Source organism: Variovorax sp. 01N425, assembly GCF_056399465.1.
Window position 1 is genome coordinate 73549 of sequence record NZ_JBFTRJ010000010.1, and the last position, 13316, is coordinate 86864.

Annotated in this window: 3 protein-coding genes and 1 pseudogene (1 of these 4 running past the window's edge); all 4 read left to right on the top strand. The window is 70.9% G+C overall.

The genetic code is table 11. The features are described from left to right. Positions 1-5328, top strand: a complete 5328-nt coding sequence (locus AC1DSC_RS19060) for an amino acid adenylation domain-containing protein (protein WP_369663206.1) — start codon at positions 1-3, stop codon at positions 5326-5328. Further along, entirely contained in the window at positions 5328-9890 is a 4563-nt protein-coding gene (locus AC1DSC_RS19065; RefSeq protein WP_369663205.1) for a type I polyketide synthase, read from the top strand. The genes AC1DSC_RS19060 and AC1DSC_RS19065 overlap by 1 nt, the downstream gene beginning before the upstream one ends. After that, on the top strand, positions 9887-13219 hold the full coding sequence (locus AC1DSC_RS19070) for an amino acid adenylation domain-containing protein (protein ID WP_369663204.1): 3333 nt from the start codon (positions 9887-9889) through the stop codon (positions 13217-13219). The genes AC1DSC_RS19065 and AC1DSC_RS19070 overlap by 4 nt, the downstream gene beginning before the upstream one ends. After that, positions 13219-13316 (top strand): annotated as a pseudogene (locus AC1DSC_RS19075) (amino acid adenylation domain-containing protein); it runs 7781 nt beyond the window's last position. Before AC1DSC_RS19070 ends, AC1DSC_RS19075 begins: the two are co-directional and overlap by 1 nt.

Below are 13316 nucleotides of genomic sequence, written 5' to 3' on the forward strand. Positions count from 1 at the left end.
ATGGAAAAGAACACACAGGCGCAGCAGGCGCCGATCTCGCCGCGTCCAACGAATTTCGTGGCGCACCTTCGCGCGCTGGCCGACGCGCGGCGCGACGACATCTGGCTCACCGTCGTGAGCGCGGTGGATGGCACGGAGCGCGCGGAGCCGATCAGCTACCGCGTCTTCGAGCGCCGCGTGCGCGCGCTCGCGGCCCGGCTGCAGCAGCAGTTCGCCAAGGGAGAGCGCGCCCTCGTCATGCTGGACAACGGCGACCACTATGCGGTGAGCATGCTGGCCTGCTTCTACGCGGGTGTGATCGCGGTGCCGGTGTTCCCGCCGGAATCGGCGCGCCCGCAGCACCTCGCGCGGTTGACCGGCATCGCCGCCGATTCGCAGGCGCGCTGCGTGCTGACTTCCGAGGCCATGGCGCGCACGATGAATGCAGCGAGCGCGGGCCTGCGCCAGTTCGGCGATGCGCACATCGTTGCGGTCGATACCGTGGACATCTCGCTCGCCGATGCATGGACGCCCTTCGAGCCGGCTGGCGGCGACGTCGCCTTCCTGCAATACACCTCGGGCTCCACCTCGGCGCCCAAGGGCGTGATCGTGACGCACGGCAACCTGATGGCCAACGAGGAGGCGATCCAGCACAGCATGGGCATCGGGCCGGGCGACAGCTTCGTTTCGTGGGCGCCGCTCTATCACGACATGGGCCTGATCGGCGGATTGCTGCAGCCGCTCTACAGCGGCATTCCGCTGGTGCTCACCTCTCCGGGCTACTTCCTGGAGCGCCCGGTGCGCTGGCTCGACCTGATCTCGCGCTACCGCGGCACCTGCAGCGGCGGCCCCGACTTCGCCTACCGCCTGTGCCTGGAACGCGTGAAGGATGCGCAGCTGGCCCAGCTCGACCTGTCGAGCTGGCGCGTGGCCTACACCGGCGCCGAACCCGTGCGCGCCGACACTGAGATCGAATTCATCTCGCGCTTCGCATCCGCGGGTTTCGATGCGGCAGCCGTCTATCCCTGCTACGGCCTTGCCGAGGCGACGCTCTTCGTCACCGGCGGCCGCCGGGGTGGCGGCCTGGTCGCGCCCACGTTTTCCGCCACCGGCCTCGCCAGCGGCACGGGAACGCCTGCGGACGAGGGCGCGGCGCTGGTCGGCTGCGGCAACGTCGCGCCCGGCCATCGCATCGAGATCGTCGATGCCGAATCGCTATCGGCCGCGGCCCCCGGAAAGATCGGCGAGATCTGGACCTGCGGTCCGAGCATCGGCCACGGCTACTGGGGCAAGGAGCGCGAAACCCGCGAGACCTTCGTCGAGCGGGACGGCCAGCGCTGGCTGCGCACAGGCGACCTCGGCTTCATGCACGAGGGCCAGCTCTACGTCACCGGCCGCATCAAGGACCTGATCATCGTCCGCGGCCACAACATCTACCCGCAGGACATCGAACGGCTCATCGAGGCCGAGGTCGATGCGGTGCGCAAGGGCCGCGTCGCGGTCTTCGCCACGCCGGGGCCGGGCGGCGAAGGCATCGGCGTGGCCGCCGAGGTGTCGCGCAGCATGCAGAAGCTGGTGCCGGCCGCGGTGCTGGTCGATGCGCTGGGCGCCGCCGTGAGCGAAGTGTTCGGAGAGACGCTGTCGGCCGTGCTGCTGCTCAACCCCGGCGGCATGCCCAAGACCACCAGCGGCAAGCTGCAGCGCAGTGCCTGCCGCGCGGGCTGGCTCGAGGGCAGCGCCGATGCGTATGCCGTCTACCAGCATGGCGCCTTCGTGCGCGGAGGCCCGGGCGAAGCCGTTGCCGAGGCACCGCTCGACGAAGTCGAGCAGGCCGTCGCCGCCATCTGGCGCGATGTGTGCAAGTACGGCGACGACCGCCCGCTTGGCCGCGATGCCCACTTCTTCAACCGCGGCGGCAGCTCCCTCACCGCCACGCAGGCGGCCGCGCGCATCGGCGCGCGCTGGCAGATCGACTTTCCCGCGCGCAGGCTCTTCGAGCAACCGCGCCTTCGCGACTGCGCGTCGGCCATCCGCGAACTGCAGCGGCAGGGCGTGCGCCCGCAGCTCGCGCCCATTGCCGTGCTCTCCGCGGAGCGCCGGCTGTTGCCATTGCCGCTCTCGCACGCGCAGGAGCGCCAGTGGTTCCTCTGGCAGATCGATCCCGAGAGCGCGGCCTACCACGTGAGCGGCGCGCTGCGCCTGGCCGGCGCGTTGCGGGTCGATGCCCTGCAAGCAGCGCTCGACGATCTGGTGGCGCGCCACGAATCGCTGCGCACGGTCTTCAGCGCCGGTGCCGATGGCAGCGTGGAGCAGTGGATCAGGCCGGGCGGCTCCGTGCCGCTGGCGCTGGTCGACCTGCGCGGCGCCGAAGCCGAAGCCGATGCCCGATTGGACGAAGCCACGCGGCGTCTCAAGGCCGAGCCCTTCGACCTCACGCAGGGCCCGCTGCTGCGCGCCGCGCTGATCCGCACCGCCAACGAGGTGCATGTGCTTGCCGTGGTGATGCATCACATCGTGTCCGACGGTGCCTCGATGCAGTTGCTGATCGACGAACTGGCCGCAGGCTACGCCGCGCAGCTGAAGGGCGATACCGTGCGCATGCCCGCGCCGCGCATCCAGTACGCCGACCATGCGCTGTGGCAGCGCGAGTGGCTGGCGGCGGGCGAGGGCGAGCGGCAGCTGGCCTGGTGGCGCACGCAGCTCGGCGACACGCACACCGTGCTCGACCTGCGCACCGACCACCCGCGCAAGCCGCAAGCCGGCTACAGCGCCGCGCGCCACGCCTTCGAGCTTCCGGCGAGCCTGCTCGCGCAGCTGCGCAAGGCCGCGGACGGCGGTAGCGCCACGCTCTTCATGGTGCTGTTGGCCGGCTTCCAGGCGCTGCTGCACCGCTACACGGGCCAGGAAGACATCCGCATCGGCGCACCGTTTGCCAACCGCAACCGCGTGGAAGCCGAAGGCGTGGTCGGCCTGTTCGTCAACACGCTGGTGCTGCGCAACCCGATCGATGGCCGCCTCGGTGCATCGCGGGTGCTGGCGCAGGCGCGGGACGCGGTGCTGGGCGCACAGGCGCACCAGGATGTGCCCTTCGAGCAACTCGTGCAGATGCTGCAGCCCGAGCGCAGCCTGAGCCGCACGCCGCTGTTCCAGGTGATGTTCAACCACCTGTTCGAGGACTACCGCTCGCTCGGCCAGCTGCCCGGCATCGCCGCGCAAGACCATGCGCTGCCCGATCTCGCGGCGCAGTTCGAGCTCACGCTCGAAGCGCGCGAGCGGCCGGGCGGCCAGCTCTCGCTCGCCCTGATCTACGCGGCCGAGCTGTACGAGCCCGACACCATGGCGCGCATGGCCGGCCACTATGTCGCGATCCTGCAGGCGCTGGTCGATCGTCCTCATCAACCCATCGGCGACATCGAACTGCTCGGCGCGCCGGAGCGGGCCCGGCTCGCGCAGTGGGGCGTGAATGGGCATCGCGAGCCGCAGCCCGAGCCCGTGCATCGCATGATCGAGCGGCAGGCCCGCATGCAGCCCGATGCCACTGCGCTGCTGTTCGCCGACGAGTCGCTCGGCTTTGCGGAACTGAACCGCCGCGCCAACCGCCTGGCGCACCGGCTGATCGCGCTGGGCGTGAAGCCCGAGGTGCTCGTGGGCATCGCGATGGAGCGCTCCGTCGAGATGGTGGTCGCCATCCTGGGCGTGCTGAAGGCGGGCGGCGCCTATGTGCCGCTCGACCCCGAATACCCTGCCGAGCGCCTGGCCTACATGGTGCAGGACAGCGGCATCGGCCTGCTGCTCACGCAGCGCAGCGTGGCCTATTGCGTGGCCAACTGCGTGCCCGACCGCCGCGCGCTCACGGTGCTCGAAGTCGATGCGGCCGATTTCAGCGCCGAGCCCGAGAGCGATCCGCAGATCGGCCTGCACATTGAGAACCTCGCCTACGTGATCTACACATCGGGCTCGACCGGCAAGCCCAAGGGCGCGGCCATCCGCCACAGCGCGCTGCACAGCTGCATGGCGTGGATGCAGGGCATCTACAAGCTCACGCATGCCGACACCGTGCTGCACAAGGCGCCCTTCGGCTTCGACGTGTCGGTGTGGGAGCTGTTCTGGCCGATGAGCTCGGGCGCGCGGCTGGTGCTGGCCAACCCCGGCGATCACCGCGACCCGGCGCGCCTGGTCGAGCTGATCCAGCGCCACCAGGTCACCACGCTCAACTTCGTGCCCTCGATGCTGCAGGCCTTTCTCGCGCACAAGGGCATCGAGGCCAGTACGCGCCTGCGCCACATCATCTGCGGCGGCGAGGCAATGCCGGCCGAGACGCAGAAGGAAACGCTCGAGCGCCTGCACGGCGCGGGCCTGCAGAACCTCTACGGCCCCACCGAGACCACCATCCACGTCACGCACTGGGCCTGCCGCAACGATGGCCAGAGCCAGGTGCCCATCGGCAAGCCGATCAGCCACACCAGCACCCACGTCCTGGATGCCGAACTCAACCTCGTGCCGCAGGGCGTGGCGGGTGAGCTGTACCTGGGCGGCGTCAGCCTTGCGCGTGGCTACCTGAAGCGTGCCGGCCTGAGCGCCGAGCGCTTCGTGGCCGACCCGTTCGACAGCGCTGGCGGCGGGCGGCTCTACCGCACCGGCGACCTCGTGCGCTGGAACGGCGAAGGGCAACTGGAGTACCTGGGCCGCATCGACCACCAGGTGAAGATCCGGGGCTTTCGCATCGAGCTCGGCGAGATCGAGGCCGAGCTGCTGGCACAGCCCGCCGTGCGCGAAGCCGTCGTGGTGGCCAGGGACGGCCTGGCCGGTGCGCGGCTCGTCGCCTACCTCGCGCCGCATGCGGGCGAGGCCATCGACACCGGGGCGCTGAAAGAGCGGCTCGCACAGGTGCTGCCCGACTACATGGTCCCGCGCGCCTTCGAGCTGCTCGATGCACTGCCGCTGAACGCCAACGGCAAGGTGGACCGCAAGGCACTGCCCGAGCCGGCCCTTGCCGGCGGCCAGGCCTACGAGGCGCCGCAGGGCCATGTTGCGCAGACGGTGGCCGCGGTGTGGTCCGAGGTGCTGCAGGTCGCGCGGGTCGGCCTGCACGACAACTTCTTCGACCTGGGTGGCCACTCGCTGCTGCTGATCCGCGCACACCGGCTGCTGGAAGACCGGCTGCACACCGCCATCCCGGTGGTCAATCTCTTCAAGTACCCCACCGTCCAATCGCTGGTCCAGTGGCTGGAGCAGGCGCCCGCACGTGCCGCCGCATCGGCCAGCGAGGCCACGGCGAGCGACGACCGGGCGCTGCGCCAGCGCGCCGCCATGCTTCAACGCCGCAAAGCGGCAGAGAGAGTCAACTGATGTCCCACCCCTTCGAATCCTCCGAGCCGAGCGGCATCGAGATCGCCATCGTCGGCATGGCCGGGCGCTTTCCCGGCGCGGGCGACGTGGACGCCTTCTGGCGCAACATCCGGGACGGCGTGGCCTCGGTCTCCCGCTTCACCGACGAGCAGCTGCGCGCGCAAGGCGTGCCGCAGTCGCTGCTGGACGATCCCGACTATGTGAAGGCCGGCGTGATATTCGAGGGCTTCGACAAGTTCGATGCCGGCTTCTTCGGCTACTCGCCGCGCGAGGCCGAAACGCTCGACCCGCAGCAGCGCATCTTCCTGGAATGCGCCTGGGCCTCGCTGGAGCACGCGGGCTGCGATGCCGCACGCTGGCCGGGCAAGGTCGGCGTGTATGCGGGCGAGGGCGCCAACGTGTACCTCATCCGCAACCTGCTGCCGTCGTTCGGCCTTGGCGCGGCGAGCGGCATCGCCGACCTGCTGGGCCTCATGAGCGGCAACTCGGGCGGCTCGCTGTGCACCCGCGTGTCGTACAAGCTCGATCTGCGCGGTCCCGCGGTGACGGTGCAGACCGCCTGCTCCACGTCGCTCACCGCGGTCCACACGGCCTGCCAGGCGCTGTTGAGCCACGACTGCGACATGGCCCTGGCCGGCGGCGTGTGGCTCAACCTGCTGCAGGAAGGCGGCTATCGCTACCAGGCCGGCGCCATCCTCTCGCCCGATGGACACTGCCGCGCCTTCGACGCGAAGGCGGCCGGCACCATCATCGGCAGCGGCGCGGGCATCGTGGTGCTCAAGCGGCTGGACGACGCCCTGCGCGACGGCGACACCATCCATGCAGTCATCAAGGGCAGCGCGGCCAACAACGACGGCGCCGCCAAGGTCGGCTTCACAGCGCCCAGCGTCGACGGCCAGGCCGAGGTGATCCGCGCGGCCCAGCTCATCGCGGGCGTGCCCGCGGACACCATCGGCTACATCGAGGCCCACGGCACCGCGACCACGCTCGGCGACCCGATCGAACTCGCCGCGCTCACGCAGGCCTTTCGCGCCGAGACCGAACGCCGCGGCTTCTGCGCCGTGGGTTCGGTGAAGACCAACATCGGCCACCTGGATGCCGCGGCCGGCGTGGCCGGGCTCATCAAGACGGTGATGGCGCTCAAGCACCGCATGCTGCCGCCCAGCCTGCACTACGAGAGCCCGAACCCGCAGATCGATTTCGCCTCCAGCCCCTTCTACGTCAATGCGCAATTGCGTCCGTGGCCCGAAGGCAAGGCGCCGCGCCGCGCAGGCGTGAGCTCGTTCGGCATCGGCGGCACCAACGTGCACGTGGTGCTCGAAGAGGCGCCGGCCGTTGCCGCGGCACAGCCTGCTTCCGGCTGGCAGGTGCTGCCCGTGTCGGCAAAGGACGAAGCCGCGCTGGCGCAGGGCCGCTTGCAACTCGCGGCGCATCTGCAGGCCCATCCGGAGCTGGCGCTGGGCGATGTGGCCCAGACGCTGCAAAGCGGACGCCGCCCCTTCGCCTGGCGCAGTGCCGTGGTGGCCAACCAGCCGGCGATGGCCTCCGAGATGCTGGCTTCGCCCATGGCCCCGTCGACGCGCGTGCCCGCCGCCGCGCCCGAGGTGGTGTTCCTCTTCCCCGGCGGCGGCACGCAGCATGCACGCATGGGCGAGGCGCTCTATCAGCGCAGCGCCGTGTTCCGCGAGGAGCTCGACCGCTGCGCCGCACTGCTGAGGGCCGGCTGCGGCATCGACCTGCTCGCGCTGGTGTTCCCGGCCGACGGCGACGAAGCTGCGGCGAACGAGCGGCTGTTCCGCATGGCATACGCGCAGCCCGCGCTGTTCGCCGTCGAGTACGCGATGGCGCGCTGGTGGATGAGCTGCGGCGTGCAGCCCGCGCTGATGCTCGGCCACAGCCTCGGCGAATACGTGGCGGCCTGCCTGTCGGGCGTGTTCTCGCTCGAAGACGCGCTGCACATCGTGGCCGCGCGCGGCCGCCTGATGCAGACGCTCGCGGCGGGCGCGATGACGGCGGTGTCGCTGCCCGAATCGGCGCTGGCCGAATTCCTTCGCGACGGCTGCGACCTGGCCGCGGTGAACGGCGAGCAGCTCTGCGTGCTGGCCGGCCCGTTGGACGCCATCGAGCGCGCCGAAGAAGCGCTGCGCGCGCGCCAGCAACTGCCGCGCCGCCTGCATGTGGCCATCGCCTCGCATTCGAGCCTGGTCGATCCCATCGTGGCCGAGCTGGAGCAGCTGATCGCCTCGCTGCCGCGCCATGCGCCGCGCATTCCCTTCCTGTCGAACGCGACGGGCCGGCCGATCACCGAAGCAGAGGCAACCAGCCCGGCGTACTGGGGCCGCCACCTGCGCGGCACCGTGCGCTTTGCCGAGGGCCTGCGCGAGATCTTCGCCGCGTCGGGCCGCGTGCTGCTCGAGGTCGGCCCCGGCGAAACGCTCGCGGGCCTCGCGCGCCAGCATTCGCAAAGCCGCGAGGCCGCGGGCATCTGGGCGAGCCAGGCGCACCCGCAGCAAACGGCGCGCAACGCGCAGCAGCTGGCCGTTGCCGTGGCGGGACTGTGGACCGCGGGCGTCGACATCGACTGGGCGGCCTGCCGTGCGGAAGGCGCAAGCCGGCGCCGCGTGCCGCTGCCCACCTATGCCTTCCAGCGCAAGCGCTTCTGGATCGAGGCGGGCGAGACCGCGCAGCCTGCGAAGAGCACGACGCCGAACCTCTTCTACGCGCCCCGCTGGGAGCGCAGCGCACCGCTTCCGCCCGCTCAAAAGCAGGGCGAGCGCGCAGGTTGCACGCTGGTGCTCGGCGATGCGAACAGCTTCACCGACCGGCTCGCGCGCACCCTGCGCGAGCGCGGCGAAAAAGTGGTGCTGGCCTTGCGCGGACCGCGCTTTGCCCGCACCGCGCCGGCCCAGTACGCCCTGCGCGCGGGCGAGCGCTCCGACCACGAAGCGCTGCTGCGCGAGGTCGAAGCCGAAGCCGGGCCGGTGCTGCGCCTGCATCACCTGTGGAGCCTGGACGGCGACCGGCCCGCGGCATCGCACGCGCAAGTCTTCGAGGCCGGCTACTTCAGCCTGCTCGCACTCGCGCACGCGCTCGATGCAGCGGGCGCAGCGGGCCGCGGGCCCCTCGCACTCACCGTCGTCACCGATCGCGTCGAAGACGTTGCCGGCACCGAGCCGCTCGCACCCGAGAAGGCCACGCTGCTCGGCCTCGCGAAGATCCTGGGCCAGGAGTACCCATCGATCGGCTGCCGCGTCGTGGATGTGGTGCTGCCCGCACCCGAGAGCGCAGCCGAGGCCGAGCTCGCGCGCCGCGTGGCCGACGAGGCGGCAGCGCCACCGGACGAATTCCTGGTGGCCTACCGCGGGCCGCATCGCTGGCGGAAGCGCTATGCGCCGCTGCCCGATGTGCCCGCGCCCGCCGCAAGGCAGCGCCTGCGCGAAGGCGGCGTCTACCTCATCACCGGCGGCATGGGTGGCGTCGGCCTTGCGATGGCGCGCTACCTGAGCCGCACCTGGAAAGCGAAGCTCGTGCTGCTCGGCCGTACGCCGCTGCCCGGGCGCAGCGATTGGGAGCGCCTCGTTGCGGACGCCGGCCAGCCCGTGGCGCTGCGGCGCAAGCTGCAGCAGCTGATCGATCTCGAAGCGAGCGGCGCCCAGGTGCTGCCGGTGGCGGCCGACGTCAACGATGCCGCGCAACTGCGCGCGGCCCTCGCCGCCGTGCATGCGCGCTTCGGTGCAGTCCACGGCGTGGTGCATGCCGTCGTGCACCCCGACCGCGGCATGATCGCCCAGCGCACGCCGGCGCTGGTCGAAGCGGCCTTCGGGCCCAAGGTCGCGGGCACGCTCGCGCTGCTCGATGCGCTGCGTGCCGAGCCGCTGGACTTCGTGCTGTTCTGCTCGTCGATCTCGGTGCTCATCGGCGGCCTCGGCCGCAGCGACTACGCCGCCGCCAACGCCTACCTGGACGCACTGGCCACGGCCAGCCGCCGCAGCTCGCCGCTGCCGCTGTTCTCGGTCAACTGGGATGCGTGGCGCGACGTTGGCGTGGCGCTCGACATGGACCTGCCCGAGGGCGTGGGCCTGGACGAACGCACCGGCGTGCTCGCTTTCGAGCGCATTGCCAACGGCCCCGACCTGCCGCAGACCATCGTGTCCGTCTCGCCGCTGGCGCCGCGCCTCAGGCCGCTCGACGACCTGTTCGATTCGCTCGACGACGCGCCCGCGGCCGAGGTGCGCACCGGCCATTCGCGCCCCGTGCTGCAGACGCCGTATGCCGCCCCCGAAGGCGAACTGGAAGAAGCGCTTGCCGGCTTCTGGAGCGATGCGCTGGGCATCGTCCCCGTGGGCGTGCACGACAACCTGTTCGAGCTGGGCGGCGATTCGCTGCTCGCCATCCGCCTGCTGGCCCGCGTGCGCAAGGCCTACGGCGTGGAGCTGCATCCCGCCGCGTTCTTCAAGGCACCGACCGTCGCCGAGCTGGCGACCCTGGTCGAGCTGCGCCTGATCGAGGACATCGAACGCGAAGCCGAAACCGCAGAAACCACCGAAGACAGCGCACCATGAGCGAGACACCGAATCTTTCCGAACGACGCGCCCGGCTGACGCCCGCGCAACTGAGCCTGCTGCAGCAGCGCCTGAAGCGCGACGCGGCCCCGGCGCCGGCGCGCGCGGCGATCGTGCGCGGCCAGGACGATGGCGCTGCGCCCGTGTCCTTCGCGCAGCAAGGGCAATGGTTCCTGTGGCAGTTGAACCCGGGCAACACCGCCTATCACGTCGGCGGCGGGCTCGGCTTCTCGGGGCCGCTCGACATCGCTGCCTTGCGGGAAGCCATGCAGGCGCTCGTGGCGCGGCACGAGGCGCTGCGCACCGTCTTCCGGCCGGGGGAGGGTGGGTTGCCCGAGCAGTGCGTCCAGGCGGCGGTCGAGATCGGGATTCCCTTCATCGACCTGGCCGCGCTCGACGCAGCGGCGCGTGAATCGCGCCATGCCGAGGTGGTGGCGGACGCCTGCCGCACACCCTTCGACCTGAGGGCAGGCCCCTTGCTGCGCGGCACGCTGTTGAAGATGGCGGACGGCGAGCACCAGTTGCTCCTGATGATGCATCACATCGTTTCCGATGCCTGGTCGGTCGAGCTGATGCTCGACGAGCTGGCGCAGCTTTATGCGATGCGCGTTCAAGGCTTGCCGGCATCGCTGCCGCAGCCGGAGATCCGCTATGTCGACTTCGCCCGCTGGCAGCGCAAGTGGCTGGACGACGGCGAAGGCGAGCGCCAGCTCGCCTACTGGCGCGGCCGGCTCGGCGACAGCCACCCGGTGCTCGCGCTCGCCACCGACCGGCCGCGCTCCGCCGACGCGGACTACAGCGCGGCGCAGCACACGCTGGATGTGCCGGCAGCGCTCGTCGAGGCGCTGAAGCGCCAATCCCGCGAGCAGGGCGGCACGCTGTTCATGGCCTTGCTCACTGCGTTCCATGCCCTGCTGTTCCGCCACACCGGGCAGCAGGCGATCCGCGTCGGCGTGCCGGTGGCGGGGCGCGGCCGGCCGGAGACCTCGGGCGTCATCGGCGCCTTCATCAACACCGTGGTGCTCGATGCGCGCATGCACGGGCAGATGCGCCTGGCCGACCTGCTGCTGCAGGTGCGTGATGTGTCGCTCGAGGGACAGGCGCACCAGGACCTGCCGTTCGAGCGGCTGGTGCAGGCCCTGCGGCCCGAGCGCGGGCATGCGGGCTCGCCGCTGTTCCAGGTGATGTTCAACCATCTTGGCCAGGGCGACCGGCCGTTGCAGGGCTGGCCCGGACTGCGCGTGCGCCGGATCGACCTCGCCCAGCGCGCCGCACCGTTCGAGCTCACGCTGGAAACCATCGAGCGCGCGGACGGCGGCATCCAGGCCAACTTCCGCTATGCGGCCGAGCTGTTCGAGCCGCAGACCGTGGAGCGGCTTGCAGGCCACTACGGCCGCGTACTCGAAGCATTGGCCGCGCGGCCCGCATCGACGCTGAATGAACTCGACCTGCTGGGCCCCGAAGAAAAAGCGCAGCTTGGCCAGTGGAGCGTCAACACGCACAGCCACGGCGACGCCATGCCGGTGCACCGCCTCATCGAACAGCAGGCGGCCCGGCATCCGGATGCGGTCGCGGTGCTCTTCGGCGATGCATCGCTCAGCTACGGCGAACTCAACCGCCGCGCCAACCGGCTCGCGCACCGGTTGATCGCCGAGGGCGTGGGCCCCGAGGTCAAGGTGGGCGTTGCGCTGGAGCGCAGCCTGGAACTGGTGGCCGGCCTGCTCGCGGTCCTGAAGGCCGGCGGCGCCTACGTGCCGCTGGATCCCGAGTATCCGGCCGAGCGCATCGCCTACATGGTCGAAGACAGCAAGCTCGGCCTCGTGCTCACGCACAGCAGCCTGGCCGATCGCCTTGCGCTGCCGGCCGGCGTCGCGGCGCTCGCGCTCGACACGCTGGATCTCGAGGGCATGGCGCAGACCGACCCCGTGGTCGCACTCAGCGGCGAAAACCTCGCCTATGTGATCTACACCTCGGGCTCGACCGGCCGCCCCAAGGGCGCGGCCAACCGGCACGCCGCATTGCACAACCGGCTGGCGTGGATGCAGGCGGCCTACCCCATCGATGGCGCGGACACCGTGCTGCAGAAAACGCCGTTCAGCTTCGACGTGTCGGTGTGGGAATTCTTCTGGCCGCTCATGGCCGGTGCGCGGCTGGCCGTGGCGGTGCCCGGTGATCACCGCGAGCCCGCACGCCTTGCACATTTGATCCAGCGCCACGGCGTGAGCACGCTGCACTTCGTGCCCTCGATGCTGCAGGCCTTCCTGGCGCACGATGGCATCGAGGCCTGCACCAGCCTGCGGCAGATCGTCTGCAGCGGCGAGGCATTGCCAGCCGAGGCGCAACTGGGCGTCTTCCAGCGGCTGCCGCAAGCGGCGCTGCACAACCTCTACGGCCCCACCGAGGCGGCCATCGACGTCACGCACTGGACCTGCCGCCGCGACGGCCGCACCCAGGTGCCGATCGGCCGGCCCATTGCCGGCACGCAGGCCTTCGTGCTCGATGCCGACCTGAACCTCGTCGCGCCCGGTGTGGCGGGCGAGCTCTACCTGGGCGGCATCGGGCTTGCGCGCGGCTATGTGGAGCGCGCGGGGCTCACCGCCGAGCGCTTCGTGGCGAACCCCTTCGGCATGGCCGAGGGCGCGCGCCTCTACCGCACGGGCGACCTCGTGCGATGGAACAGCGAAGGGCAGCTCGACTACCTGGGGCGCATCGACCACCAGGTGAAGATCCGCGGTTTTCGAATCGAACTCGGCGAGATCGAGGCCCAACTGCTCGCGCAGCCCGAAGTGCGCGAGGCCGTCGTCGCCGCGAGCCAGGGGCCGGCGGGTGCGCAGCTCGTGGCGTATGTCTCGCCGCAGGCGGGCCGGGCCGTCGATGCCGCGCAGCTGCGCGAACGCCTCGGCCGCGTGCTGCCGGACTACATGGTGCCGGCGCTCGTCGTCGCGCTGGACAGCTTGCCGCTCAACCCGAACGGCAAGGTGGACCGCAAGGCGCTGCCGCCGCCCGAGCTGGCGAGCGCGCGCGTCTACGAAGCACCGCAGGGCAAGGTGGAAGAAGCGCTCGCCGCGATCTGGGCCGAAGTGCTCGGCGTGGCGCGCGTCGGCCGCCACGACAACTTCTTCGAGCTCGGCGGCCATTCGCTGATGTCGGTGCAGGTGGTGGCCCGCGTGCAGGGCGCGATGCACGCGGAGCTCTCGGTGAAGGACGTCTTCCAGCACCCGGTGCTCGCCGCCATGGCGGGCCTCGTTGCCGCGGCGGCGGCCAGAAAGCCCGTCGCCCAATCCCTTTCGGACATTGATTCCTTCATCGACAGTCTGGAGATCGCTTGATGGAAATCACGGCAACCCACCTTCACATCGGCAAGCGCTTCTCGGGCCTCGATCCGGCGCAGCGCCGCGCGGTCTACCAGAAGATCCGCGCGGAGGG